This is a genomic window from Lacibacter sp. MH-610 (genome assembly GCF_045780045.1).
In the GTDB taxonomy this organism is placed as follows: domain Bacteria; phylum Bacteroidota; class Bacteroidia; order Chitinophagales; family Chitinophagaceae; genus Lacibacter.
In genome coordinates, this window is record NZ_CP116002.1 from 3,806,451 (window position 1) to 3,832,775 (window position 26,325).

Here is a 26,325-nt window from a genome sequence, read left to right on the forward strand (position 1 = left end):
CAGGCGGTGATCAAGTTGTGAAATTGCTGGCTACGTAAAGCACCACAACCATATTGTTCATGAACTTCCTTCAGCTGAAGGCAAAAATGTTCCCACGAGGGTTGGGGTAAATGAAAAAAGTAAAGTACTTCTATAATACCAATACACTCCGGTATGAGAAACTGGTAACTCCCCTGCGGGTAAAACTGCTGCGGGTGTTCAGTTTTATTGCTGCGGTGGCGGTAACGGGTTTCTTGTTTATGCAGATTGCCTACCGCTATTTCCCCAGCGCCAATGAAAAGAAACTGCTGCAGGAAAACGAACGCATACAGGATAAGTTTGACCTGGTGCAGCAGGAAATACAGCAGATGAGTAAACAACTCCGTGAAATTGAAAAACGGGATAATGAAGTGTACCGCTCCATCTTTGAAGCCAGCCCCATACCCGACAGTGCCCGAGCCAAAATGATGGAAAAACAGCAGGAAGAAAGGCTGATAGCCACACTCTCAGATAAAGAGCTGAACACGTCCATCATCAACCAGATTAAAAATCTCAGCAGCAGGTTATTTGCCCAGTCAAAGTCGTTTAATGCGGTTGAAAATATGGTGAAGAATAAGGAGGCACTTTTAGCAGCCACACCTGCTATACAACCCGTGAGCAATAAAGATCTAAACCGGTTAGCCAGTGGTTTTGGCTACAGGATTGATCCTGTTTATAAAACCACCAAGTTTCATGCAGGGCTTGATTTTGCAGCACCTCAAGGTTCGCCTGTGTATGCCACGGCTGATGGCGTGGTGGAACTGGCGGGCAATACCGGCAATGGCTATGGCAATCATGTGGTGATTAATCACGGTTTCAGCTATGAAACATTGTATGGTCACATGGTACGTATAAAAGCAAGGGCTGGACAAAAAGTGAGAAGAGGCGAAGTGATTGGCTGGGTGGGCAGCACGGGTAAAAGTACCGGACCGCACCTGCACTATGAAGTACATAAAAATGGCAGGGAAATCAACCCGATCTACTTCTTTTATAACGATCTTACTCCGGAGCAGTTTGATCGTTTGCTGAAAATAGCTGCCACCGGTAACCAGAGCTTTGACTGATAAAAGAATCACTGATGGAACTGATGAGAATGATGTTCACTGATTTTTATTGGACGGGCAGATGTGCCTTCGAGGGATCGATGTTGCGACGCTCCTTTCAGGGTTCGGTTTTTCAATTGGGCTTTATACTTAATTAAAATTGAAACCTCATACAATCATATTAGCGTTACTGCTGGCAATTCAAACAATCTATTGTTGGTATTGCTTTTATCAAGCACGGTTTTTAGAATACGATGACAATTATGGGCTTTTAATACACGGCTTTTTTATTTCATTAGTCGCTTTAATAACTCTACTAATTGTTTGGTTTCGAAATCGACAAATTCTTAAAAAGAACGCTGCTTTAGTAATTGCGTGGATGGTGTTAGGCTCACCCATAACATTTGTTATCTGTTCCCTGTTTTACGAAGCTATCTTCGGAGCAAGGCTTATGAGCTAAATGAGTATCTTTATAGTTACCTTATTATCCATCTTTAACACGGTCAATGTGTTTGAGGCTATTACCTTCAAAATTGATTTATTACTTTTGCATGGTTCATGACAGGCAATTCCCAAATAGCATTTGAGTTTGACGACACCAAACCGGCTACTACAGCACCTGTAGTGGTGCAGAAAGATGTAGTGCAGTTTGTAGCCGTAAAGCCAAAAACCAAACGGGGCCGCAAAAGCCTGAAGGATATGGTGAGCGAGGCCGAAATGGTACAGTTGCCGCCTGATGATGAGCTGAGCAAAAAGCTCTACTACAGCATCGGCGAAGTAGGTGCCATGTTCAACCTCAATCCGTCATCCTTGCGTTACTGGGAAACGGAGTTCAAACACATTACACCCCGTAAAAACAAAAAAGGCGATCGGTTTTATACAGTGGCTGATATTAAGAAGCTGCAACTGATTTACTTTTTGTTACGTCAAAGAAAATATACCATTGAAGGCGCTAAGGATTATCTCAAAAAGTATAAAGATGATTCTCTGCTGCGGTATGATCTCATTAAAAGTTTACAGGAAATAAAATCTTTCTTACTCACCATCAAAGCAGATTTATAAGATGAAGCAACTATTCGCTACCCTGCTCTTTAGTTTAACACTTGCACTTAACACCACCGCCCAGGTTCAATATGAAGTGGGAAAAGACCCGCAGAATGGTTTAAAAACGCTCAAAGGTATTCTGAGTATTGATGCATTAAAAACAGATGCAGCTTTTGAATGGATGCGGAACGATATCAGCTGGTACAAACCCAACGCTGCTGCTGTTACTGCTTTAAAGGAAGTAAAAGATACCGTTCAGTTGCTTGTATTCATCGGTACCTGGTGTGAAGATTCGCATATTGTATTTCCCCAGTTACTGAAGTTGTGTACAGAAGCAGGTTTTGATACCAAACGGATCACCATTATTGGTGTTGACCGCAAAAAAACAACGCTGGGTTCATTGTGTGAAGCGTTGGGCATAACCAAAGCTCCTACGATTGTGGTGATGAAAGCCGGCAAAGAAATTGGTCGTGTTGAAGAGTTTGGCAGCAGCGGTATGTATGATAAAGACTTGAGCGAAGTGTTGATGAAGGCAACGTAGGAGTTTAAGAACACAGAGTTCACAGGGTGCATAGAGAAAATACAAAATGATTGAATGAATTACTTCCCCTCTGTGCCCTCCTACTCCTGCGTGTGATGAAAAGCTTTCAATAACCCTTATCTCTTGCCCCAATCCTCTTTCTTCAACTCGTATTCAAAGTTGAGCCGCTCCGGCTCTCCATGATAAGCTACTTCAATTTCTTTTGTCTTGATGGCACCAATACGTTCAATAGCAATTTGTGAGCGTATGTTTTGTGCGCCAATATGAAATTTGATGGTATTAACAAGTTGAAATGCATAATCAATCATCAATTGTTTGGCAGCAGGGTTATAACCTTTACCCCAGAACTTGCGTCCGAAAAAGGTATAACCGATGAAAACGGAAGATGCTGTTTCATCATAATCATAAAACCGGCTGCAGCCTGCCACTTCTCCTGTTTCCTTTTCTTTTATAAGCATAGCTCCTTTTGATTGCATAGCCCCGTCAAAAAAATTCTGAAACACTTCCCGTTGATAACGGTTTTTGTTAGGATGTTGCTCCCACACCAATGGGTCAGCTGCTACTGTATATAATGGTTCAAAATCATCCTGCTGTAAGGGTTGCAGCAGAACGAGATTGTTTTGAAGTGTGGGTTGAAAATGGATATGCATGTATTTACTCTTTACTACCTGCCAGTTCTATTTGTAAATCTTCCATCGCACGCAGTAAGTGCAGGTTGATGGTTTGTTTGAGTTGTTGAAAACGGTTGAATTCAATAGAACTGGTAAAGTATTCTACAAGAACAGTAATGGATTTTAAACCAATATCATTCAGAATAACGCTGTGAGTTTGTATGTCATCCTCCTGTTGCAACAGCATTTCAGCCTTTGCAAGCAGCTCATTTATTTTTTGTGAAGAGGTTTGTACACTCAGCTCCAACCTGATTTCAGCTTTCCGCTGTGTACGCAGCGAAAGATTATCGAGTATGCTATCCACCATTTTTTTATTTGGCATGGTAACGTAGGTCTTCTGATCTGTACGTATTCTTGTGCTGCGCAAACCGATTTTTTCTACTGTACCTGTAATGGCTTCTACTTTCACTAAATCACCTACTGTAAAAGGTTTGTCAAAAAAAATGATGAAAGAGGCGATCAGGTTCTCAAGACTTTCTCTTGTAGCAAGAGCAATGGCTGCAGTTACAATGCTTAAACCTGTAATGAGATTGGTTACATTAAAATTAAAAGCAAACCGGGAGATAAGTAGTATCCCCAGAATAACAGCCACTGCTTTAAAAAAATCTTTGAAGAAAACTACAAGCTGGTTATCACTCTGATCAGCGGTTTGATTGGCCTGTACTTCAAAGATGAGTGCAAAAAAATCAATGAGACGAATGAGTAAACGGATAAAGAAAACAATCAGAATTATTTTACCGATGGCATCAGCAATATCCTGTGTACTTACTTTGTACAACTCAACTTTTAATACTTCGGGGAATTTCAGCTTGTGCAAAGAGAATACCACCACAGTCCATACAATAAACCATTCCATAGGCAGCAATACCAGAGCAATAAACTGTTTACGGTCCACATATTTCTTCGCTTTTGGAAAAAAGCCATACAGGATGCTGCATAAAAAACGGGAGATCACTCCCTTGAGCAGCATCATTGTTATAAGGACAACTGCAATCCATACATAACTCATGAGTGGATTATCAAGAAAGCTGTTTTGTAGAAATTCAGGCATATGCAAAATTAATTTCTAAACCTTTTCATGAGCATTAAAATTGATTAAGGGCGCATTACTGCTAAAGATTTAAAATGTAAAATGCCTGATGCTGTTGTTTTGAAGCAGGTACAAATGACCCGGTTGTATGATGGCTTTCTGATAATCAGCAAGACCGGCAGGCAAGGGAAGTCTTCTTTCAGTAAGTGTTCCGGTTGTATAAGCAATAATGATTTTGTTTTCAATGCCGAGTATGGTTTTACCGAAGACGGTAACATCCGTTAAGCCCTTGTACGAAATTTTTGTTTTGAAGCTGCCATAAATGTCAAACACATAAAATCCTTTTTCCGGATCATAGAGGTACACAAATCCATCGTGGTCAAAAATATGCGTGGGCGATGGCACTTCATCAAAGATGATGCGCAGGTCAACTGTTTCAAAAATCACTTCCCCTTTTTCACCAATGCGTTTGAGTTTATTATTCTGCTCATCATACAGCCAGATATTATTATCATAGCTCTGGGCAATGGCTTTTACCTGGAAGATGTTTTGTTTGCGCAGATCAAGTGTGTTCACAATGTTGAGAAAACGATCCAACACAACGATCGTTGAAAAGTTTTTGTAATACAACAACACCTTGAGCGGATTGGTAACATCAATAGAATATAGTTTGCCATAGCGACGTACATCATTAAAAACTCCCATACTATCGCCACGGTTATTGAGTTTTTTAAGCTGATTGTCTTTGGAAAGCAGGTAGTAGTTACCTAAGTTATCCACCGTAAAGTCGACAAACTCACCTTCAACTGTTTTAGCAGGTGTAAAAAAAGAACTGTCCTGCGCCTGTGTATTGCAAACAGCAACTAAAAAAAATATGGTAATGAATAACTTCAAGGATTGTATGTTTTCAATTCCAGATCTGTTCCGTCAAACTGAGCGTAGGTGAAATAACGGATCCAATCGCCGAGATTGATGTATGTTGATCTATCAGACAGACGATGATTGATGGGCAAATGGCGGTGTCCGAACACAAAAAAATTGTAAACCTTTTTTTGTAATACCTCTTTGCAATAAATAATGAGCCATTCTTTGTCTTCACCCAGAAACTGTTCTTCTGTTGCTCCCGTTTGTGCACGGCTGCGCCGGCTCATATAATTGGCAATACCCATGCCAATGTAAGGCGGCAAGACACCAAATAACCATTGGCAAACAGGATTACGGAATATCTTCTTGAGCATTTTATAACCATGATCCCCGGGACCTAATCCATCACCATGACCAATATGAAAAAGCTTCCCGTTGAATTCAAAATCCTTTGGTTCAAAATAAACAGGAATGTTGAGTTCTTTCTGAAAATAATCCTTCATCCACATATCATGATTGCCCACAAAAAAATGAACAGGAATACCGGCATCTGTCATCGCTGCCAGTTTACCAAGAATACGCACATAGCCTTTGGGTACCACAGTTCGGTATTCATACCAGAAGTCAAACAGATCACCTACAATAAAAACCGCAGCAGCTGTGGATTGTATTTCATCTAAAAAACGAATGAGCTTCTTTTCACGCAACAGGCTTTGTTCCTTATTGGGAGCGCCGAGATGAAAATCTGAAAGGAAGTATATTTTTTTACCCGCAGGAACTTGCATTTCCAAATATAAAAGAAGAAACAGGAACAGAGAACCCGTTAACGGCTGTTTTTAAAATACTCCATTACATCACCGCTTTCAACCACCGGGAAGCCGTCTACAGCACCATTGTACCAGTAAATCCATGCAGTGGTTTCAGTGTCATTATGGTAAACAGTAACCGTTTCTCTTCTGTACAAGGCAGTTTCTCCGGCTTCAGGGTTCAGGCCTTCATAATCATCAAGCTGACTGATGGCCCAGTTAAAATCTTCTGTGCTGTTTGCTACAAATAATTCACCAACCAGGTATCCTTCTTCTGAGGGAACAGCAGCAGGATAAGTGCCTAAATCAAATAAGCGGCCTTTCACCTTACCGTCAGCAACAAACGTAAAATGGTTCTTGATGTAATCAAAAACAGGATGATGAAATCCCCTGCGTAAAGAACCGTAAACAAATAAATGGATAACAGGCGTATTCATGCCTTAAAGATACAATCAAATCACTGTTGTAAAAAGTGAAACAAAAATTAAATGGAAGAAGGTGTTTCAATTAAAAACACAAACACTTCTTTAGGCCCGTGTACACCTACTACTAATGTTTTTTCAATATCTGCTGTGCGGCTGGGACCCGTAGCAAGCGATATAAAAGAAGGAAGATGGTTGCCGTATTTTTCTTTGAGCTGAACCAATCCATCTTTGATGTCATAAACCAATTGATGCGTGAAGGCAATACAAATATGAACCGGTGCATATACACTCGCTGTACGGCCGCTTTCATAAGCACTGCTCAGCAAAATACTTCCGGTACGGCTGATGAGTAATTCACAACTGGTGACAGAAGCATCACTATCATGCAATGCATTATGAAATTCCAGCTGAGGTGCAAAGCCCAGCAACAGGTTTTGCAGATCTTTTTCCCTGCATACAAGTTTAGACCATGCCCTGCTTTGTACTAACTCCAGCAAATGCTGTACAGCTTCTTTAGCATCGGCACAATACACAAAACGGCCCTGCAATTTGGTAAACTCCTGTGCAAACTGCACAGCCATATCATCAACCGGTGGTTGAAATACACTGTTGTTTCCTTCGCTTTGAGGAAATGGAACAGGCACCGGGTGACTCAGTGCCTGTCTTATTTTTTTCAGAATATTTTCCTTTGCGGGAGAAACACTCATGCTTCTGTATTTGGAGTATCAGGAATTTCGCTGGCAGCATGTGCATGATGCGGAATTTCAACACCGTTTTCATCCAATAATTTCTTGTGTTCAAACGGACGTTTACCAATCAGGGATTCCACATCACTCTGGAACAACACCTCTTTATCCAGCAACTCTTTCGCTAATTTCTCAACTTCGTTTTTCTTTTCCGTAAGCAATGCTTTGGTTCTTTCGTAGGCCGCATCAATTAACTTACGTACTTCCTCATCAATCATCTTCGCCGTTTCATCACTGTAAGGTTTGGTAAATGTTTGATCCTGGTTGGGGTCGTAGAAACTTACATTACCTACTTTATCATTCATACCATACACACTCACCATGGCATAAGCAATACGGGTGATCTGCTGCAAATCATTCTGGGCACCGGTTGAAATCTTACCAAAGAAAATATCTTCAGCAGCACGGCCACCCAGTGTCATACAAATCTGGTCAATCAACTGATCAGTGTTGTACAAATATTGTTCTTTAGGTGTGTATTGTGCATAGCCCAATGCAGCAGTACCACGGGGAACGATGGTTACCTTCAATAACGGATACGCATGTTCCAGGAACCATCCGCAGATGGCATGCCCTGCTTCATGATAAGCAATGATTTCTTTTTCTTCCGGACTGATGAGTTTGTTTTTCTTTTCCAAACCACCAATCACACGGTCAATCGCATCCTGGAAATCACTCATATCCACCGCTGCTTTTCCTTTACGTGCTGCAATCAATGCTGCTTCATTACAAACATTGGCAATATCAGCACCTGCAAAACCGGGGGTTTGTTCTGCCAGTTTATGAATATCGAGGGTTTCTGAAACCTTGATCGGTTTCAGGTGTACTTTGAAAATTTGTTCACGGCCTTTTACATCCGGACGATCAATAGAAATCTGACGATCAAAACGACCGGGACGTAAGAGTGCAGAATCCAATACATCGGGTCTGTTTGTTGCAGCAAGAATGATGATGCCGGTATCGCCACCAAAACCATCCATCTCCACCAGCAACTGGTTCAATGTATTTTCACGTTCATCATTACTTACAATCGCATTTCGTCCACGTGCACGGCCAATGGCATCAATTTCATCAATGAAAATAATACAAGGCGCTTTTTCTCTCGCCTGTTTGAACAGGTCACGAACACGGCTGGCACCCACACCCACAAATAATTCCACAAAATCAGAACCACTGATGCTGAAGAAAGGCACTTGTGCTTCGCCGGCCATTGCTTTTGCAAGCAAAGTCTTACCTGTACCTGGAGGGCCTACCAGCAAAGCACCTTTTGGAATTTTACCACCGAGTGCTGTGTATTTTTTGGGTTGCTTCAGGAAATCCACAATTTCCATCACTTCCACTTTTGCTTCATCCAAACCGGCTACATCCTGGAAAGTAACGTTAACCTTAGTGCCCTTCTCAAACAACTGGGCACGTGATTTTCCAATGTTGAAAATACCTCCACCGCCGGGACCAGCACCACCGCCTGCATTCATCTTGCGCATGAGTAGTACCCATAAGGCAATCAATACCAGAACCGGAAGTAATAAACTCAATACGGGGCTTAACCAGTTTTCTTCTTCTCTTGAATCCGATGCCGGCTTTACCACCGTTGGGTTAGCTATGAAAAAATCATTGAGCTGCTTATCAAAGTTGCTTACATCAGGAATTCTGAACTCAACATGAGGTCCTTGCTTTTTATCAATTTTTATTTTACGGCTTTCAAACCTTGAATTGATATAAGGATCAGAAAACGCATTTTCTTTAAGCGTAACTCTAACAACTTTTTTATTGGTTACAATCAAATAGTCTTTTACATAGCCCGGCTTAAGCAGGCTATCTAAAAACACCTCCCTGGAAATAGAGACAGTTGAGGGGGACATGCGCCCAAAAAGCTGAAAGCCCAGTAATATGGCCACAATAATGGCATATACCCAGTAAATATTAAACTTGATTGTTTTACGTGGTTCTTTTCCGCCGCCTTCGTTCATATTGTTATCCTGCAAACTCATTTTCTTTTTTTATTTAGCCCTCTCGGGTATTTTGATGGTTATATTACAACTGAAAGGTGAAATGTTTCACCGGAAATTAAAATTTAAGTGTCTTTGCCTGGTGGAGCAGACGGATTAAAACAATAATTCCTTTACAAATGTTCCTGTAAATCTGCATCACTCCACATTTCTTCCAGGCGGTAAAACTTTCTTGTTTCGGGCTGAAAGATATGGACTACAATATTGATATAATCCACTAACACCCATTGTGCCGCAGTCATTCCCTCATGCCGGTAAGGTAACTCTAAACAGACTTCTTTTACTTTTTGCTCCACATTATCTGCAATGGCTTTTACCTGTGTAGTACTGGTAGCCTGGCAAATGATAAAGAAATCGGCCACGGCCTCAGGTATCTTGCGCAAATCGAGGCTTACAATTTCCTCCGCCTTTTTTTCCTGAACGGCCAGAAGAATAGTTTTAAATAGCTTGCTGTTTCTGTTGATACGGGTAGTTGCTTTCGACTGTTTTTTAAGTGTACCGGTAAGAGATAGTGTACTCAAATGGCTGTTTATTTAGTGAATAATTACTGGTGCCTCCTTTTAGCGGAGATGCATTTACTTTGTTTGCTCAAAATTAAATAAAGTTCCCTTACATGAGCCTCAAAAAAAACCTACCCCCTCTCATTGAACTGAACGAAGTGGACAGCACCAACAACTATGCCATGGGGTGGGCACGCGGAAAGCACCTGCCAAAGGGGCATGAGGAACCTGTAAATGGCTTAGCAGTACTGGCTTATCATCAAACTGCAGGTCGTGGACAAAGAGGTAAAAGCTGGCAAAGCTCCCATGGCGAAAGTTTGAGTGTAAGTATTTTGTTAAAACCTGATTTTGCAGATCCCGGTCAGCCTTTTCCGCTATTAATGGCAATAGCAGTAGCAGCAGCCGGCGTATTGCAACGCTACACCGGCGATGAAACCGGCATTAAATGGCCCAATGATTTGTACTGGCGCAACCGAAAGTTGGGAGGCATTTTAATGGAAACCACGGTTAAAGGCAACAGTTTCAACTGGGTGGTGGCCGGCATTGGCATTAATGTATTGCAGAAGCAATTCCCTGATTTTCTGCAAAACCCGGTATCTATCAAACAAATCACCGGCAAGGAAGCTGATATTAAACAACTGGCTCTTGAGTTACAGGAAGCTGTAGTAACAGCGCTTGAACAAGCTGCACAAAACCCGTTGACTTATTTTGAATCCTATAACCAATTATTGTTTGGCCGGAATAAAACAATGAAACTGAAGCAGGGCAACAGGGCATTTGAAACGCTCATTAAGGGCGTGGATGCACAAGGCCGGTTGATGACGGGGGCAGATGGGTCTACTACCTTCCAATTTGGCGAAGTGGAATGGATGCTCTGATATTTTTCAATTCTTTAATTACGAATCCAATTATTCAAAACCGCCGGCCCTTACCTTTGCGGCCGATGAACAATTCCGTTGAATTTTCATTATAACAAACAGCACATGGAGGCGAACAGATGAACGCTTCCGGGCGTTGAAACATAAAACCATGAAGACAGCACCTTACCACCATTTGATTACACAGTTAAACATCAAAACAATATGACAAAGATTGCAGTAGCCAAAGGAGACGGAATTGGTCCGGAAATAATGGATGCCGTTTTAAACATTTTTAAAGCAGCCGATGTACCCCTGGAATATGAGCTGGTGGATATGGGTAAATGGGTATTTGATAAAGGTTTCAGTAATGGTATGACTCCAGAAGCACAGGCCACCATAGAAAACCTGGGTATCTTATTTAAAGGCCCCATGGAAACCCCCAAAGGAAAAGGCGTAAAAAGTGTAAACGTTACTGCCCGCAAAACATGGAATACGTATGCCAACAAACGCACTTTCCAGACATTGCATGGTGTAGATACGGTGTTCAGTAAAGCAGGCATCCCTATTGATGTAACGATTGTACGTGAAAATATTGAAGATACTTATGGTGGTATTGAACACATGCTTACGCATGATGTGGCTTTGAGCCGCCGTTTTATTACACGCCCAGGCAGTATGCAGGTGATTAAATATGCGTTTGAAATGGCTAAGAAAAAAGGAGCCAAACGTATTACCTGTGGTCACAAGGCTAACATCATGAAGATTACGGATGGTTTGTTCCTGGAAGTGTTTTATGAAGTAGCCAAAGAATACCCGGAGTTGAAAGCAGATGATGTGATTGTTGATGATTTGTGTATGAAGCTGGTGAGCCGTCCTGATTTGTTTGATGTGGTGGTACTTACAAATCTGCAAGGTGATATTGTAAGTGATCTATGTGCAGGATTGGTGGGTGGTTTAGGTTTTGCACCCAGCGCTAACATTGGTGATCATATCTGCATTTTTGAAGCGGTACACGGTACAGCACCGGATATTGCCGGAAAAAATATTGCCAACCCTACTGCCTTATTGTTGAGCGGTTTTGGCATGCTGCGTCACTTAGGTTTGATGCAGAAGGCTGCCATGATTGAAAACGCCTTGCTTTACACTTTAGAAAGCGGTGTACATACCGGTGATTTTGGTGATAAGAGCAAAGCAAGTGTAAACACAACTGGGTTTGCCAATGCCATCATCAGCAATTTTGGAAAATTACCGGCTCATAATCCCCGCCCGATGCTGGAAGATAAACCGGCTACCCAAACGGTTTATAAGCTGGAGAAAAATCCGCTCATTATGAGTAAGGAAATGGAAGGTGAAGTAATTGTGGGTGTAGATCTGTTTATAGAAAGTGCAGAGCAGCCTAAAGAAGTAGCTGAAAAATTACTGAAACATACCGGTGATTTATTTAAACTGGTAACTATCAGTAACCGTGGCACACAGGTATGGCCCAAGGGAAGCATCTTTACGAATTTGGTGAACCAATACAGATGCCGCTTTGAAAGTATTGAAGATATGCCGTTAACACAGGTTGATATTTTAGAATTGTATAAACGTACAATGGTTGATTTCAAAATCTGTTCAACAGAATTACTGAACATGTGGGGCGATAAAAAGGCTTACAGTTTGGCACAGGGGCAGTAAGATAAATTAGTTTTCAAATGAAAGAATCCCGTTACACATCTATGGTATCGGGATTTTTTTTATTTTGCCTTTTAATACTTCATTTATGAAAATCATCAGGTTGATTCTTTTATTACTCCTGCCCATAATATGTAATGCACAGAGTTATTTTCAGAATATAAACTTTGAACAGGCGTTAAAGAAAGCCAGGAAAACTGATAAGATTGTAATGGTGCGTTTGGAAAGTGAGGAATGTATTCAATGTAATGTTGCGGCTGAAGAAGGTCTTAATGGTGCAGGAGTACAGGAAGTTGCAGAGAGATATACTATTGCTCTTAGCCTCAACCCTGAATCATCAGAATGGAAAGATTTGAGCAAAAAGCATTTGATCAAGTATGGAATTCTGTTCTTTAACGATGCCGGCAACCTGCTCCATAAGTACCCGGCATCCACAACTTTTGCAGAAACATATATAAATGAAATCAAAAAGGCGATAGCAAAAGAAAAAGTATTTAAAGAACATAAAGAACTTGAAAACCGCTATAAAAAAGAAGAGCCTACTCTCGGAATTACTAAAGAATTGATTCAGAAAAAAATGGAGTTGGGCATTTCACATGACAGTTTAGTCGGGATATATCTTTCACTGTTAATGCCTCAAGAATTATATACAGAGCAAACTGTTGCGTTCCTGATTTCTACTGCTCCATTACTTTCAAGTACTCCGGATAGTATAATGAGAAAAGACTCGGCGGTATTTAACAGTTGCTGGCGAAAACTTCCTTTGCAGGAACGTATCAGAATCAACCAAAACATAATTTATAAAACCAGAAATAAAGCAATCACCACAAAGAATTTCTTATTGGCACAAAGAGTCGCTTCATTTACAGCATCGACTTATGCACCTGATAGAAACGCAGGCAGAAAGGGCTGGTACAAGCAAATGATTTATTACTACGCAGGTATTAACGACACGCTTAATCTTGACAGTTATTGTAAAACCTTTTCCAATTTCTATTTCTTACAGGTTTCCAAAGATTCCCTTGAACGGATCGATAGCATTGATCGTAATGAAAAAATGAAAAATGCTGAATCAAATATGGGTGTACGCACTATTCGTTTTACAAAATCAACGAATTCGTTAGGAAATGAAATTGACGAGATTGCCAATATCTATCTCAGGTTTTTTAATGACAGCTTAAAAATCAACTTTGCCTTACAACTAACAGATAAGGCGATAGAGCTTTTTGATTCGCCCTCCTACTTTGAAACGAGGGCATCCCTCTTTATGAAACTTAATAATAAAGAGGCAGCAATCGGTGCATTAGAAAAGGCAATTGCCAGTTTGAAACAAAAAGGGTTAAACCCAAAAGCTGTGCAGCAAAAATTGAATAACCTTAAGCAAAACGCTAAATCAATTAACGAATAAACTGTTTCGTTAAAAAAGGGGTAACATAATTTTAGTATTGAATTTTCCAGCAAAGAGTGTGTATTTGAATTTTAATAGAAGTTGAATCAATATCTTTAGTCTATCCTAACCAATTCAAAGAACATGCACAAGCTCAATAACATTCTTTCCTTCTGTATTTACTGCATTACCGCTTTCAACATTTTACTCAACACATCCGTTGCCCAGCAGGCAAAGTTTGTAGACAGTGTCACTGCACTCTACAAAAAAGAACAAAAGCTCACAGAAAAAGCAAGACTTGCGGGAGAGCTGTCGCAGATTTATATGGCAATTGATACCCTTCAATCCGATTATTGGGGTAATAAAGCGCTGGAAGATGCAGAATTGTCACGAGACCGGAAAGCCATGTTTAAAGCACAAATTGACAACGGGCTCCGGTTCAGTTTTATTGCTGCCAAAAAAGGATATGCTGTAAAAGCACAACAATACCTTGATATTGCCTTCACCATAGCCAAAGAAAACAAACTGGAGAAAGAACAGGCTGAAGCTTTGTTATGGCAGGCACATGTGCATCGGTTGATTTCTGAAATTGACAAATCGCTTTCTTATACTACACAGGCATTCGCCATAACACAAAGCCTGAATAACGACAGCCTTTTGTCAGCTTCTTATATTTCATTTGCACAGAGCTACAAGGAAAAAGGTGATAAACTGCTTACACTGAAAAATATTTTTGAAGCAACAACCCTTGCGGAAAAGATTGACAACCTTCCGCTCAAAAGAGTCTGCTACTTACAGCTTGCAGATTTTTATTTTGGCACTAAAAATTATGACAAATCATTAGACTATGCATTCAAAGTATTGCACCTTGACTTTCAAAGTAAATCAGAAGAATCAAAATACGGCAGGGTAACTGTGTATAATACAATCGGCAATATTTATGTGCGTAAGAAAAATTACAACATGGCACAATCATTCTACGAAACGTCCATAAAATATGCCGATACGATTGCATTTGCACCATTGAAAATGCAGGGCTACATGGGACTACTCAATATGTACCTGAGTGCCGATGAACCACAAAAAGCACTCAACTTTTTTAACAACAAACCAGACCTGAAACAATACATTTCAGGTTTTGGAATGAACAGTGTTATTGACCAGGCATATGCCGTTATTTATACACAGATGAACAAACTGGATTCAGCAACCTATTTTTATGCACGCTGTCTGCCTTTTTTTGAAACCAGCGTAAACACAGCATCAAAGCTTAGCTTCTTCGCACAATACGGCGACTATTTATTAAAAAAAGGAGATAAGATAAACTCCATAGCTGTTTTTGAACAATCAAAGCAACTTGCAGAAGCAACACAAAACCTTGAGTGGATGCGGTATTATACTAAAATGCTGGACACTTCTTATACCTTGGCCGGCAATTATGAAAAAGCCCTGTACTACAATAAACTTCACAACAAATTTAAAGACAGCCTGGACAAGCTTGGCAAAGAAGACGAAATTCTGCAACTGCAGATAACGGATGAAGAAAAAAGGATGGAACGTTTGGCTGCTGCAGAAAAAGAAAAGATTGAAAAAAGAAACCGTATTCAATACATGGCAATCATTATTGCCATCGCTGCTGTTTTTGTGGGGCTGGTGATGCTGGGTTTTTTACGGGTATCAGCTTCAACTATCCGTATCATCGGCTTTTTTGCATTTCTTATGTTCTTCGAGTTTATTTTCCTTGTATTTAAGAAGAGCATTTACGGCATAACGCAGGGTGAACCGTGGAAAGACTTGGGCATGATGGTTTTGGTAGCAGCATTACTCGTGCCCTTACATCATTGGGTAGAGCACAGGGTGATTCACTATTTATCCTCACAGCACATGCTTCGTTTAAGAAGCAGCAGCAGGGCATGGTGGCAGGGTTTATTTAAAAAGAAAGAACAATCGCAACCGCATCACTAAATTTGCAGAAATTTTAAGTGTGATTGTAATTGATAATATATACATCAGCGATGAAGTGATAGAGGAACAGTTTGTATGCAACCTCAGTGCATGCAAAGGCGGCTGTTGTATTGATGGCGATGCAGGTGCGCCGCTCACCAAAGAAGAGATGAATGAAGTGAAAGAGGCATATATACATGTAGCGGATTTGCTGACTGATGAAGGGAAAAAAGCAGTAGAAAAACAAGGGTACTATACATACGATCAGGAATTCGGCTGGGTAACACCTACCATCAGCAATGGTATGTGTGCTTATGGTTTGGTAGATGAGGCAGGAATCGTTAAATGCAGTTTTGAACAGGTGTACAATGAAGGTAAAACCAAATGGAAAAAGCCCATCAGTTGCCATTTGTACCCTATCAAAATCAGTAACAGTGAAAACACAGAGAACGAATATCTCAATTACGAGCCAAGGGATCCCATGTGCAATTCCGGCTGTGCTTTTGGCAAAGAGTTGAAAGTACCTGTATATCGTTTTTTGAAAGAAGCACTTGTTCGCAAGTATGGTGAAGATTTTTATGAAGTGCTGGAGCAGATTGCGAATCAATACTATCAACAGAAAGAAACAAAAGAATCATGAGTGAAACAGCATCAAAGTTTATTGCCAAAAGCACCATCAAGGCTGCGGATCTTGACCACCGCCGTACTATCAATTTCAATATTGGGAAGTACAATGCCAAAGTGCCGGAAGGTAAACAGCAGTTTACACAACTCATGACTGCACGGGAGCGTGCCAAGAACGTAAAATGGCGGGCGCTGGAAACACTGGACCAGCAATTGGAAGAATTTGAACTGCAGTTCACACGCCGTGGCGGTAAAGTAATATGGGCAGAAAACGCTCAACAGGCCTGTGATGAAATTTTAAAAATATGCCAGGCAAAAAACTGCAAAACACTGGTGAAGAGCAAGAGCATGGTTACGGAAGAAATTCATCTCAACGACATGCTTGAAAAAAACGGTATTGAAAGTGTAGAAACGGATCTTGGCGAATACATTCAGCAACTGGATGGTGAAGCACCCTATCATATTGTTACACCGGCCATGCACAAAAGCAAGGAAGATGTAGCAAAACTCTTTGCAGAAAAACTGGGAACTGACCCCAAAGCTACTCCTGAGCAACTCACATTGGTGGCCAGGAAAATTCTTCGTGAAAAATACTTACAGGCAGAGGTGGGAGTTACCGGCGCCAATTTTATTTTGGCCGATGTAGGCGGTATTGCCGTTACTGAAAATGAAGGCAATGCAAGGTTAAGCTGTGCCTTTCCAAAAACTCATATTGTGGTAGTTGGCATTGAAAAAGTACTGCCCTCTATTAATGATCTTGGTTTGTTCTGGCCTTTGCTGGCTACTTATGGTACCGGTCAGCAGGTAACGGTGTATAACAGCATTGTGCTCGGACCAAGACAAACAAACGAAAAAGATGGTCCGGAAGAAATGATTGTGATTTTACTGGATAATGGACGTACCAACATCCTGAAAAATCCGGCCACCCGTGAAAGTTTGTATTGTATTCGTTGCGGAGCTTGTTTAAATGCCTGCCCCGTTTATAAAAACATTGGCGGTCACAGTTACGGAGCTACTTACAGTGGACCGATTGGAAAAGTAATTACGCCGCATCTCAATCATCTTGATGAATACAAACATTTGAGTTATGCTTCCTCCCTCTGCGGAAATTGTACTGAAGTGTGCCCGGTACGGATTAATCTGCATGAACTTCTTCTGGAAAACCGATATGAATCAGTTGCGCAGGGCTATTCATCTTTTGCTGAACGTATGGCATGGAAAGTTTGGAAACAGGCCAGCATGAGCAGAAAGATGATGAATATGGGTAGCAGCAAAATCAAAAATTTTGTGCTGAACAACTTTGTGAAGGAGTGGAAGAAGCATCATGGCGAACTGCAGTTCCCGGAGAAGAGCTTTAACCAGCTCTGGCGAGAAAAAAATTCCAACTGATCGTTTGTTGTTAGTATTCAGCCATCATATCACACCCCGTCTTCAATATGTCATTGATTACCTCAATGAAAAAATGAATTGGCAGGCTGTGATTACTGATGATCTAATGTTGTTCAAAGCGCATCATTCAGAAAAAATCAATTATTCCACGCAGCGCTTAGCAACTGATGAGCTTTTTATTTATGCTTCAGGTTTGCTGCATGAGCAGGAAATAAGAAAACAGCAGATTAATTGTTTTGAATGGCATAACACCATCGCTTTTTTTAAAACCGAAGATGATATAGGGTTTGATTTGTTTTCAGCAATCTTCTATTGCATCAGTCGCTATGAAGAATACCTGGAACATGAGCCGGATGAATATGGACGGTATGCGCATTGGAATTCACTGGCCTGGAAAAACAATTTTCTGAACAAACCTGTTGTTGATAGTTGGCTGAAAGAGTTTGGCAAATTGCTACAATCTAAATTCAACGCACTCACCATTCACCATTCAGCATTCACATTCATCCCCACTTACGATATTGACATTGCGTGGACATATCAACACAAGGGATTCCGGCGCAATCTTGGAGCTTCCATCAAACAACCTTCTTCAATAGCACAACGATTACGTGTATTGCTGGGTAAAGAAGAGGATCCTTTTGATTGTTATCATTGGCTGCAGGAATTGCATCAGCAACATCAATTAGCTGCGTTATACTTTTTTTTAGTGGCCGAAGAAAAAACTGAACTTGATAAAAATATTTCTCCCAAAAAGAAAGCATTGCAACAATTGATTGCTGCCAGCGGCAAACATGCAACTGTTGGCCTGCATCCATCTGTTTGCAGCAATACAGCCCGTGAAAACCTTACCAAAGAAAAAAATACACTTGAATCAATACTGAAGCAATCGGTAACCAAAAGCCGGCATCATTATCTACGGTTTCATTTACCTCATAGTTACAGGGAATTGATGAAGGCAGGTATAACAGATGATTACAGCATGGGCTACGGTACGGTCAACGGCTTTCGTGCATCAACCTGTAATTCTTTTTTGTGGTACGACCTGGAACAGGAAGCAGCAACTTCCTTGCGTGTTCATCCTTTTGTTTTTATGGAAGCCAACAATTTTTATGAACTCCATCACACACCGGAACATGCTGCAACTGAACTGCAGCAGTTAGTGCAGGAAGTACAACAGGTACGAGGCACCTGTATCACCGTTTTTCACAACCAGTTCCTCGGAACTGATCCTTTATTTGCAGGCTGGAAAGAAATGTATGCTTCCTTTACAGCATCTCTGCAGTAAAGAGTTATTTTGCGCCTATGTACGTTCTTGGTATTTCTGCCTTTTATCATGATGCTGCGGCTGCACTCCTTTATAACGGGCAGTTGATTGCTGCGGCACAGGAAGAACGTTTTACCCGTAAAAAACATGATGCTGCTTTTCCTTCAAATGCCATTGCCTTTTGCTTGAAGAAAGCTGGAATAGGATTAAAAGACATTGACTCTATTGTATTCTATGAAAAGCCTTTTTTAAAATTTGAACGGCTGCTGGAAACCTATTATGCATTTGCACCAAAAGGCATTGCTTCTTTTTTGAAAGCGATGCCCGTGTGGCTCAATGAAAAACTGTTTCTCAAAAAAATCATCCGTGATGAATTAAAGAAAATAGATCCTGCTGCAGCCAAACAATTGAACTTACTGTTTGCAGAACATCATCTCAGTCATGCTGCTTCTGCTTTTTATCCATCACCATTTGAAGAAGCAGCTATTCTTACTATTGATGGTGTGGGCGAATGGGCCACTACTACAATCTGCAAAGGGAGCAATGCATCGATCAGTTTATTAAAACAACTCAACTTTCCGCATTCGCTGGGTTTGCTGTACTCTGCTTTTACTTATTATCTCGGCTTTAAAGTAAACAGCGGTGAGTATAAGCTGATGGGATTAGCGCCTTATGGTGATCCGGAATCTTTGCAAACAAAAGAGTTTATAAAAAAAATCAAAGAACATCTTATAACAGTTTTTGATGATGGAGGTATTTTCCTGCACCAATCTTATTTTAATTATGCCGTTGGTTTAAGAATGGCGAATGACGGCAAATGGGAATCGCTTTTTGGTTTTAAACGAAGGGCTGAAGAAGAAGAGTTGCAGCAACATCATTGTAACCTGGCCTTGGCTATTCAACAGGTAACAGAAGAAATTGTACTAAAGCTCGTTGCACATGCACAACAGATAACAGGTGCCAAAAAATTATGTTTGGCCGGTGGTGTAGCACTCAACTGTGTGGCTAACGGCAAACTGCAGAACAGCGGATTGTTTGATGAAATTTATATTCAACCAGCCGGCGGTGATGCAGGCGGAGCTGCTGGAGCGGCATGGGCTGCTTATCATTTGTTCAAAGAACAAAGCCGTACTGTTCAATTACCCGACGGTATGATTGGTTCTTATCTCGGACCCTCTTTCACCAATGATGAAATACTGCATACAGCCGAAAGCTTTCATGCAAATTTTCAACTGTTTACTGATGAAGCGGCATTGAATACTACAGTGGCAACATTACTCAACGAAGGAAATGTAGTGGGATGGTTTCAAGGCAGTATGGAATACGGACCCCGTGCTCTTGGTAACCGCAGCATACTCGCAGATGCACGCAATGCAGCAATGCAGAAAAAGCTCAACCTTAAAATCAAATACCGGGAAGGGTTCCGGCCTTTTGCACCGGCTGTATTAGCGGAAGATGCGGAACAATATTTTGAACTTAAAACAAGTTCACCTTACATGTTATTGGTGCAACCTGTAAAAAAAGAATTACAAAATCCTCTTCCTCAGAACTATCATACATTGCCACTGCAGGAAAAACTCTATTTCCAACGCAGCAGTTTACCCGCTGTTACACATATTGATTTTTCTGCACGTATTCAAACTGTGCATAAAGAAACCAATCCTGCTTTTTATAACCTGCTTTCAGCATTTAAACAACAAACAGGTTGCAGCGTGCTTATTAATACCAGTTTTAATGTAAGGGGAGAACCTCCCGTTTGCACTCCGGCAGAAGCTTATCAATGTTTCATGCGCACAGAAATGGATTACCTTGTGATGGGTAATTATTTATTTGCCAAAAAAGAGCAACCCGCCTGGAAAGAAGACAGTAACTGGAAAGAGAAAATCAAAACTGATTAAAAGCTTCATTCACAGTCGTTCTGCATGACTAAAAAAATTTTCTATACAGCCCTTCTGGTTATCCTCACCGCTTTACTGGCAGAAGTAATCACCAGTGTTTTTTATTATCATCGTTATGGTAAAAGAAAGCTGGCGGTTGTTGAGTTATATCATGCTGTAAAAGAAAACATCCGTAAGAAGAAAGAAGTTGAAACCCGAACCAAACAGAACTATCAGTTTCAGCAATTAGTAAGACCTGATTCATCTGAACAAATGAACCGGCAGGTTCATGATGAAGCGATGGCTTCGAATCATCTCATCTATACTCCATGGTTGGAATTCCGGAACAAAGATTTCACAGGTACGTATGTGAACATCCGTGGATTTGAACGCAAAACCATCCCCGGCTTTATTCAAAAAGGAAAAGATACGCTCATCATCTGGTTTTTAGGAGGCTCTACCACATTTGGTTTTAATGTTGCTGATGCGGAAACTATTCCTTCCTTTTTTGCAAGACAGTTTTATGATAGTATTGATACCAATACTTCTTTAGAAGTGCATAATTATGGGGTGCCTTACTATTACCTGTACCAGGAGTACAAATTGTTTCAGCATCTGCTGAGCTCCCAAAAGAAACCTCACCTGGTCATTTTTATGGACGGGCTTAACAACTTTGTTTATAAAAATTATACCTCGGCAAATGAGAGTTGGCTCAGCAATACGTACAGAAATACAACGTCGTTAACAACGGCAACAGCAGCAACCCAATACCCAACGGATAAAACTTTACTCATCAATGGTTACCTGCAATCGGTATCATTGATAGAGCAGGAAGCGGTTATAAAAGACATCCGTTCATTATTAGTAGTACAGCCTGTACCCTATTACCAATATCCTGACCGGGCTATGGATCCTGTTTGTTCTAAAAAAGAGGAGCCTGTGTTTGCGGCTGTTTATCCGCAGTTAGAAACAGCATTTCTGAACAAAACAGGCCGGCTGTATCTTGGCGATATTCAAAAGCAGGCCATTAAACCATTGTATGTGGATGCATTTCATTATTCACCCGGATTTAATCAACAGATAGCTTCCTTAATTTTGCAAAGAGTTAAATTGCTGATGCAGCAAAAATTATGATTGAACTACTCAAAGATTTCTGGCTCTTTTTAAAAGAGCGTAAAAAATGGTGGCTGGCGCCCATCATTATATTCCTCGTGCTGTTAGGTGCTTTGCTCATTTTTGGCGGCGGCAGTGCTGCGGCGCCTTTTATCTATTCTTTGTTTTAATATGAAGTGGCAGCAACAACATAGTTCACTTGCCGTCATTATAGCCGGGTTTGTTTTATTGTGCATCTTGTTTCATAATTACTGGTTACTGATACCGGCCACAGCAGCGCTTGCTGGTTTTCTTATACCTGCACTTGGAAATTTGATTCACCTTGGGTGGATGAAATTAGCTTCTGTCCTCGGTTGGATCAACAGCAGAATTTTGCTTACAATCGTTTTTTTCCTGCTGCTCACACCACTGGCCTTAATCGCAAGATTATTGAAGGGAACCGGCTTCAGCAGGTACAACAAAGGTCAATCTCCACTGGTAACCCGTGAGCATACATTTGGAAAAGCTGATTTTGAAAAGCCCTGGTAAGCCTGTAATCCTTTACCACTAACAGTTGCAGCCGCTTTCCACTGTTTATTTACATCAGCAGAAAATGATTGAAATCCTTTTACATTTTTTCTGCTGCACCCCTACCTTTGCACCGCCATGGCAAATACAGTCCTTCACAACGAGTCCATTCCATCTACACGTAAAAAAATTATTGTTCTCGGCAGCGGCCCCAACCGAATTGGTCAGGGTATTGAATTTGATTACTGCTGTGTACACGGTTTACTCGCCATTAAAGAGTGCGGTTATGAAGCCATCATGGTAAACTGTAACCCCGAAACGGTGAGTACCGATTTTGACATGGCTGATAAACTCTACTTTGAACCCGTTAACTGGGAGCATCTCTGGGAAATCATTGAACTGGAGCAACCGTATGGTGTGATTGTGCAGTTGGGCGGACAAACTGCTCTCAAATTGGCCAAGCGTCTGCATGAGAAAGGCATCCGCATCATCGGCACTTCCTTTGACAATATGGATATAGCGGAAGATCGTGGCCGCTTTAGTGATCTCTTGAAAGAACTGGATATTCCTTATCCAAAATACGGAACTGCTTATACTACAGACGATGCTATGGAAGTGGCAAAGGAAGTTGGTTATCCGGTGTTGGTACGCCCCAGCTATGTACTCGGTGGTCAGCGTATGCGGATTGTGATTAATGATGAGGAACTGGAGAAAGCAGTGTTGAGCTTATTAAAACATTTACCCGGCAATAAAATTTTGATTGATCATTTCCTCGACCGTTGCCAGGAAGCGGAAATTGATGCCATTTACGATGGTGAAAACTTTCATGTAATGGGTGTGATGGAGCATATTGAACCCGCAGGTATCCACAGTGGCGACAGCCATGCGGTGTTACCGGAGTTCAACTTAACGCCGTTGGTTGTAACAACGATGGAAGAGTATGCTAAAAAGATTGCTAAGGCATTGAACATAAAAGGACTCATCAACATACAATTTGCCATCAAAGACGGCAAAGTTTATGTAATTGAAGCCAATCCTCGTGCTTCAAGAACCACTCCGTTTATAGCCAAAGCTTACCAGATTCCTTACCTCAACATTGCTACCAAGGTAATGATGGGTGAAAAGAAATTAACAGACTTTACATACGAGAAAAAGCTCACCGGCTATGCCATTAAAGAACCTGTGTTCAGCTTTAATAAGTTTCCCAATGTAAATAAAGAATTGGGGCCTGAAATGAAAAGTACAGGTGAAGCCATCCGCTTTATTAAAAATTTGAGAGATCCTTACTTCCGTCAGTTGTACAAAGACAGGAGTATGTATTTAAGTAAATAAAATTAAAATCCCGAATCATCGGGATTTTTAGTTTTCGTTACTTCAGGCTCATCAACAACTCCACAATCTCTTTCTCTCTCGTCCAAACAATAAAATGATTTTCTTTTTCAAATGTGGTTACAAAAACGGAATCTGTTTTGGTAAGCATCTTTTGTGTATATGCTACGTTGCTGTATGGCACCAGCATATCTTTTGTACCATGCAATATGTACACAGGACAGGTTATCTTTTCATAATCGGTCGCCATTTCTTTTAAGTCATTTTTCAAATACCATAGCTCTTCATTGCTGGGGCGTAAGGCACCGGGCACTAAATAATTTAACGGTGTTTTGAATAAAACAGGCCGCCACTTCTCCGGTTTTTCGGCGCTCGGGTCTTGTGAACCAGCTAATACCACTACTGTTTTTGTGTATTGTGGTCGTGCAGCAGCTAATTTTAATACTAATGGTCCGCCCAAACTATGACCAACAATGATAAACGGCTTACCATTATTCACCGCATCCATCCATTGGCTGATGATGTTTGTTTGTGCAGACATATTCATGGCATTGCCAAAATCACTGTAACCAAATCCCGGGCGGTCAATGGAAATGATACGATAATGTTGCAACAGTTCATTATTCCTCAAATAATTCTGAAATGCATCCCAGCTTCCGGGTGTTCCATGAACAAATAATAAGGTGGGCAATGTATCATTCCCTGTTTGTGCATAATGCAGATTCACACCATCAATTTTCTTTACAGGAGTTTGAAGCGCAACTCCTGCTTCATCAAACTTTTTCTTTGCTTCTTTATCACTCATCCGAAACTTCATACAGCTTTGTGCCAACAGGAGCCATAGAACTAATATGATACTGAGAATCATGAATGATATTTTCATAAACTTTCGCATGAAACAGAAAGATACCTACTAAATAAAAAACCCCGACGCTTTGTTCGGGGTTTCACAATTAATTATCCTTCTTCGGCGGTTCGTTCCTCCGCTGTTGCGGCGGACGATTCTGCTGCGGACGGTTTTGATTTTGAGGTGGCCGTTGTTGTTGGCCTCTGTTTTGTCCGCCGCCCTGCTGTTGTTTATTTCCACCGCCTTGTTGCTGTTGCGGTCTTCTTTGTTGTTGTTGATTACCGCCCTGTTGTTTTTGCTGCGGCTGATTGCGTTGTGATTGCTCCCGGTCTCTGCGTTTTTTGCTGTTACGCTCTAATGCACGCAGGCTTATTTGACCCACGAGCTCCACATGCGCCATTTCTTTTTCTTCTGCCTTGGCAGGAGCCAGTTCAATAGCACCTAACTCATCGGGCCTTATACCTTTCGCATTCATGGCACGGATTTCTTTTACACGGTCAATCGGCACCGGGTATTGCTTGTTGCTATCCGGCAACACATACCACATCAGGTTTTTGAAAATATCTTTTTTAATGAGTGTGGCGGTACCACGGCTTAGCTCCAGCATATCAGCATTCGTGGGGAAATGCTGTAAGGCATCCAGGTAAGTATCCAGTTCATAATTCAAACAACACTTTAAACGGCCGCATTGTCCGCTCAGTTTTGTTTGATTAATGGTTAAGTTTTGATAGCGTGCAATAGTGGTGGTTACACTTTTAAAATCACTGAGCCAACTGCTGCAGCACAATTCCCTGCCGCAACTGCCGATACCACCAATCTTTGCGGCTTCCTGCCGGATGCCGATCTGCTTCATCTCCACTTTCACTTTAAACTCACCGGCAAGAATTTTAATGAGCTCACGAAAATCCACACGGTCTTCGGCAGTATAATAAAAAGTGGCTTTCCGTCCATCGGCCTGCATCTCTACTTCAATCAGCTTCATATCCAGCTTCAACTGTATAAGGATGGCCCTTGTACGTACCAGTGCCGGTTTTTCACGCTCCTTGCTTTCTCTCCACTTCTGCAAATCCATTTCATTGGCACGGCGCATGATCTTCTTCATCTCCGGGTTATCTTCTGCCACGCCTTTCTTTTTCATTTGCATGCGCACCAGTTCACCACTCAGGTTTACCATACCCACATCAAAACCGCTCACACCTTCCACCGTTACCATATCACCTTTTTCAAAATGCTGGAGCGTATTGTTCCGGTAAAATTCTTTGCGGCTGCCGTTATTAAACGTAATCTCTACCACACGGCAATCACTCGTAGGATCGCTGAAGGGAAGATTGGCCAGCCAGTCGTGCACATTCAAACGGTTACACCCGCCCGTGCTGCATCCACCATTGCTTTTGCAGCCATTTGGTTTACCCGTTCCGCAACTTGTACAACTCATATAAACATGAGAAATTAAAAATGATCAAACCGAAATGAAGAAGGAGTTGGGGGCAAGCTGAGGAATATTTATGAAGCTGTGTTGTGTCACTCTCTTGTACGTTCTGTTCAGCAGGGAGCTTTTTGCCCTACTTTAGTGCTATGTTGAATGCAGTGCTGAAAAAAGCACGGCAGTATCAACGCCTTTTGCGTGATGCCGACGAAACATTCAGTTCAATAATGTTAAGGCGGTACAAGTGTGCGACGCAACAGAAGATGCTCCCTGTTTCAAAAGCCTGCTGCACAAAACCTTTTCTTCTGTCTTTTTTTATTGACCTGCTCTTTTTCGCTAATCCGTTCAAGGTCAATTCATCAAAAATAAGGAATTAAAGGCGTT

General features: G+C 41.2%; 25 protein-coding genes. 15 read left to right on the plus strand and 10 right to left on the minus strand.

Going from position 1 to position 26,325, the window contains the following annotated elements; all coding sequences use genetic code 11:
- Positions 1-110 precede the first annotated feature (110 nt).
- The 3 genes from PDL71_RS17345 (at position 111) to PDL71_RS17355 (ending at position 2,646) form a co-directional block, all read left to right on the plus strand.
- A complete protein-coding gene (locus PDL71_RS17345) occupies positions 111-1,082 on the plus strand; it encodes a M23 family metallopeptidase (protein WP_407523525.1) in 972 nt (323 codons plus the stop codon).
- Between the two features lie 537 nt (positions 1,083-1,619).
- Positions 1,620-2,123, plus strand: coding sequence for a MerR family transcriptional regulator (locus tag PDL71_RS17350; RefSeq protein ID WP_407523528.1), 504 nt, complete (start codon positions 1,620-1,622; stop codon positions 2,121-2,123).
- Between the two features lies 1 nt (position 2,124).
- Entirely contained in the window at positions 2,125-2,646 is a 522-nt protein-coding gene (locus PDL71_RS17355) for a thioredoxin family protein (protein WP_407523531.1), read from the plus strand.
- Between the two features lie 116 nt (positions 2,647-2,762).
- On the opposite strand, the gene PDL71_RS17360 is transcribed toward PDL71_RS17355, so the two are convergent.
- The 8 genes from PDL71_RS17360 to rsfS all read right to left on the minus strand — a co-directional run bounded on the left by PDL71_RS17360 (position 2,763) and on the right by rsfS (position 9,718).
- The gene (locus PDL71_RS17360) at positions 2,763-3,296 is read right to left on the minus strand and encodes a GNAT family N-acetyltransferase (RefSeq protein ID WP_407523534.1); all 534 of its coding nucleotides are present in this window, start codon (positions 3,294-3,296) and stop codon (positions 2,763-2,765) included.
- 4 nt (positions 3,297-3,300) lie between these two features.
- Complete coding sequence (locus PDL71_RS17365) at positions 3,301-4,368, minus strand: mechanosensitive ion channel family protein (RefSeq protein ID WP_407523537.1); 1,068 nt, start codon at positions 4,366-4,368, stop codon at positions 3,301-3,303.
- Positions 4,369-4,437: 69 nt separating this feature from the next.
- On the minus strand, positions 4,438-5,241 hold the full coding sequence (locus tag PDL71_RS17370) for a hypothetical protein (protein ID WP_407523539.1): 804 nt from the start codon (positions 5,239-5,241) through the stop codon (positions 4,438-4,440).
- Positions 5,238-5,996 (minus strand): UDP-2,3-diacylglucosamine diphosphatase, encoded by a 759-nt coding sequence (locus tag PDL71_RS17375; protein WP_407523541.1) that lies wholly within the window; start codon positions 5,994-5,996, stop codon positions 5,238-5,240. Before PDL71_RS17375 ends, PDL71_RS17370 begins: the two co-directional genes overlap by 4 nt.
- 38 nt (positions 5,997-6,034) lie before the next feature.
- Complete coding sequence (locus tag PDL71_RS17380; RefSeq protein WP_407523543.1) at positions 6,035-6,454, minus strand: gamma-glutamylcyclotransferase; 420 nt, start codon at positions 6,452-6,454, stop codon at positions 6,035-6,037.
- Positions 6,455-6,501: 47 nt separating this feature from the next.
- Entirely contained in the window at positions 6,502-7,149 is a 648-nt protein-coding gene (locus PDL71_RS17385) for a lactate utilization protein C (protein ID WP_407523545.1), read from the minus strand.
- Entirely contained in the window at positions 7,146-9,179 is a 2,034-nt protein-coding gene (gene ftsH, locus PDL71_RS17390) for an ATP-dependent zinc metalloprotease FtsH (protein WP_407523547.1), read from the minus strand. Before ftsH ends, PDL71_RS17385 begins: the two co-directional genes overlap by 4 nt.
- Before the next feature lie 131 nt (positions 9,180-9,310).
- Complete coding sequence (gene rsfS / locus PDL71_RS17395; RefSeq protein WP_407523549.1) at positions 9,311-9,718, minus strand: ribosome silencing factor; 408 nt, start codon at positions 9,716-9,718, stop codon at positions 9,311-9,313.
- Between the two features lie 92 nt (positions 9,719-9,810).
- On the opposite strand from rsfS, the gene PDL71_RS17400 reads away from it, so the two are divergent.
- From PDL71_RS17400 to PDL71_RS17455, 12 genes are all read left to right on the plus strand, one after another.
- Positions 9,811-10,575, plus strand: a complete 765-nt coding sequence (locus PDL71_RS17400) for a biotin--[acetyl-CoA-carboxylase] ligase (RefSeq protein ID WP_407523552.1) — start codon at positions 9,811-9,813, stop codon at positions 10,573-10,575.
- Between the two features lie 204 nt (positions 10,576-10,779).
- The gene (locus PDL71_RS17405; RefSeq protein ID WP_407523554.1) at positions 10,780-12,234 is read left to right on the plus strand and encodes an NADP-dependent isocitrate dehydrogenase; all 1,455 of its coding nucleotides are present in this window, start codon (positions 10,780-10,782) and stop codon (positions 12,232-12,234) included.
- Positions 12,235-12,319: 85 nt separating this feature from the next.
- The gene (locus PDL71_RS17410) at positions 12,320-13,639 is read left to right on the plus strand and encodes a hypothetical protein (protein WP_407523555.1); all 1,320 of its coding nucleotides are present in this window, start codon (positions 12,320-12,322) and stop codon (positions 13,637-13,639) included.
- A gap of 123 nt (positions 13,640-13,762) precedes the next feature.
- Positions 13,763-15,583 carry a tetratricopeptide repeat protein gene (locus tag PDL71_RS17415; RefSeq protein ID WP_407523558.1) on the plus strand — a complete coding sequence of 607 codons (1,821 nt, stop codon included), beginning with the start codon at positions 13,763-13,765 and terminating at the stop codon, positions 15,581-15,583.
- Positions 15,584-15,602: 19 nt separating this feature from the next.
- On the plus strand, positions 15,603-16,202 hold the full coding sequence (locus PDL71_RS17420) for a DUF3109 family protein (protein ID WP_407523561.1): 600 nt from the start codon (positions 15,603-15,605) through the stop codon (positions 16,200-16,202).
- Entirely contained in the window at positions 16,199-17,575 is a 1,377-nt protein-coding gene (locus PDL71_RS17425; protein WP_407523564.1) for a LutB/LldF family L-lactate oxidation iron-sulfur protein, read from the plus strand. The genes PDL71_RS17420 and PDL71_RS17425 overlap by 4 nt, the downstream gene beginning before the upstream one ends.
- 4 nt (positions 17,576-17,579) lie before the next feature.
- Entirely contained in the window at positions 17,580-18,863 is a 1,284-nt protein-coding gene (locus PDL71_RS17430) for a DUF7033 domain-containing protein (RefSeq protein WP_407523567.1), read from the plus strand.
- Between the two features lie 17 nt (positions 18,864-18,880).
- Positions 18,881-20,740, plus strand: coding sequence for a carbamoyltransferase (locus PDL71_RS17435; protein WP_407523569.1), 1,860 nt, complete (start codon positions 18,881-18,883; stop codon positions 20,738-20,740).
- A 24-nt stretch (positions 20,741-20,764) separates the two neighbouring features.
- Complete coding sequence (locus PDL71_RS17440; RefSeq protein WP_407523572.1) at positions 20,765-21,853, plus strand: SGNH/GDSL hydrolase family protein; 1,089 nt, start codon at positions 20,765-20,767, stop codon at positions 21,851-21,853.
- The gene (locus PDL71_RS17445; RefSeq protein ID WP_407523574.1) at positions 21,850-22,002 is read left to right on the plus strand and encodes a DUF5989 family protein; all 153 of its coding nucleotides are present in this window, start codon (positions 21,850-21,852) and stop codon (positions 22,000-22,002) included. The genes PDL71_RS17440 and PDL71_RS17445 overlap by 4 nt, the downstream gene beginning before the upstream one ends.
- Position 22,003: 1 nt before the next feature.
- Complete coding sequence (locus tag PDL71_RS17450) at positions 22,004-22,360, plus strand: SxtJ family membrane protein (RefSeq protein ID WP_407523576.1); 357 nt, start codon at positions 22,004-22,006, stop codon at positions 22,358-22,360.
- A gap of 117 nt (positions 22,361-22,477) precedes the next feature.
- Positions 22,478-23,671, plus strand: coding sequence for an ATP-grasp domain-containing protein (locus PDL71_RS17455; RefSeq protein ID WP_407523578.1), 1,194 nt, complete (start codon positions 22,478-22,480; stop codon positions 23,669-23,671).
- 37 nt (positions 23,672-23,708) lie between these two features.
- On the opposite strand, the gene PDL71_RS17460 is transcribed toward PDL71_RS17455, so the two are convergent.
- Together PDL71_RS17460 and PDL71_RS17465 are read right to left on the minus strand one after the other, a co-directional pair.
- The gene (locus PDL71_RS17460) at positions 23,709-24,536 is read right to left on the minus strand and encodes an alpha/beta fold hydrolase (RefSeq protein ID WP_407523580.1); all 828 of its coding nucleotides are present in this window, start codon (positions 24,534-24,536) and stop codon (positions 23,709-23,711) included.
- An 85-nt stretch (positions 24,537-24,621) separates the two neighbouring features.
- Positions 24,622-25,950 (minus strand): stage 0 sporulation family protein, encoded by a 1,329-nt coding sequence (locus tag PDL71_RS17465; protein ID WP_407523583.1) that lies wholly within the window; start codon positions 25,948-25,950, stop codon positions 24,622-24,624.
- Positions 25,951-26,325: the final 375 nt, after the last annotated feature.

Bases quoted from the DNA above. Each gene is read 5' to 3' on its own strand.
- PDL71_RS17345 (WP_407523525.1), top strand. From the start codon at position 111: ATGAAAAAAGTAAAGTACTTCTATAATACCAATACACTCCGGTATGAG.
- PDL71_RS17350 (WP_407523528.1), top strand. From the start codon at position 1,620: ATGACAGGCAATTCCCAAATAGCATTTGAGTTTGACGACACCAAACCG.
- PDL71_RS17355 (WP_407523531.1), top strand. From the start codon at position 2,125: ATGAAGCAACTATTCGCTACCCTGCTCTTTAGTTTAACACTTGCACTT.
- PDL71_RS17360 (WP_407523534.1), bottom strand. From the start codon at position 3,296: ATGCATATCCATTTTCAACCCACACTTCAAAACAATCTCGTTCTGCTG.
- PDL71_RS17365 (WP_407523537.1), bottom strand. From the start codon at position 4,368: ATGCCTGAATTTCTACAAAACAGCTTTCTTGATAATCCACTCATGAGT.
- PDL71_RS17375 (WP_407523541.1), bottom strand. From the start codon at position 5,996: ATGCAAGTTCCTGCGGGTAAAAAAATATACTTCCTTTCAGATTTTCAT.
- PDL71_RS17380 (WP_407523543.1), bottom strand. From the start codon at position 6,454: ATGAATACGCCTGTTATCCATTTATTTGTTTACGGTTCTTTACGCAGG.
- PDL71_RS17385 (WP_407523545.1), bottom strand. From the start codon at position 7,149: ATGAGTGTTTCTCCCGCAAAGGAAAATATTCTGAAAAAAATAAGACAG.
- ftsH (WP_407523547.1), bottom strand. From the start codon at position 9,179: ATGAGTTTGCAGGATAACAATATGAACGAAGGCGGCGGAAAAGAACCA.
- PDL71_RS17400 (WP_407523552.1), top strand. From the start codon at position 9,811: ATGAGCCTCAAAAAAAACCTACCCCCTCTCATTGAACTGAACGAAGTG.
- PDL71_RS17405 (WP_407523554.1), top strand. From the start codon at position 10,780: ATGACAAAGATTGCAGTAGCCAAAGGAGACGGAATTGGTCCGGAAATA.
- PDL71_RS17410 (WP_407523555.1), top strand. From the start codon at position 12,320: ATGAAAATCATCAGGTTGATTCTTTTATTACTCCTGCCCATAATATGT.
- PDL71_RS17415 (WP_407523558.1), top strand. From the start codon at position 13,763: ATGCACAAGCTCAATAACATTCTTTCCTTCTGTATTTACTGCATTACC.
- PDL71_RS17425 (WP_407523564.1), top strand. From the start codon at position 16,199: ATGAGTGAAACAGCATCAAAGTTTATTGCCAAAAGCACCATCAAGGCT.
- PDL71_RS17435 (WP_407523569.1), top strand. From the start codon at position 18,881: ATGTACGTTCTTGGTATTTCTGCCTTTTATCATGATGCTGCGGCTGCA.
- PDL71_RS17440 (WP_407523572.1), top strand. From the start codon at position 20,765: ATGACTAAAAAAATTTTCTATACAGCCCTTCTGGTTATCCTCACCGCT.
- PDL71_RS17445 (WP_407523574.1), top strand. From the start codon at position 21,850: ATGATTGAACTACTCAAAGATTTCTGGCTCTTTTTAAAAGAGCGTAAA.
- PDL71_RS17450 (WP_407523576.1), top strand. From the start codon at position 22,004: ATGAAGTGGCAGCAACAACATAGTTCACTTGCCGTCATTATAGCCGGG.
- PDL71_RS17455 (WP_407523578.1), top strand. From the start codon at position 22,478: ATGGCAAATACAGTCCTTCACAACGAGTCCATTCCATCTACACGTAAA.
- PDL71_RS17460 (WP_407523580.1), bottom strand. From the start codon at position 24,536: ATGATTCTCAGTATCATATTAGTTCTATGGCTCCTGTTGGCACAAAGC.
- PDL71_RS17465 (WP_407523583.1), bottom strand. From the start codon at position 25,950: ATGAGTTGTACAAGTTGCGGAACGGGTAAACCAAATGGCTGCAAAAGC.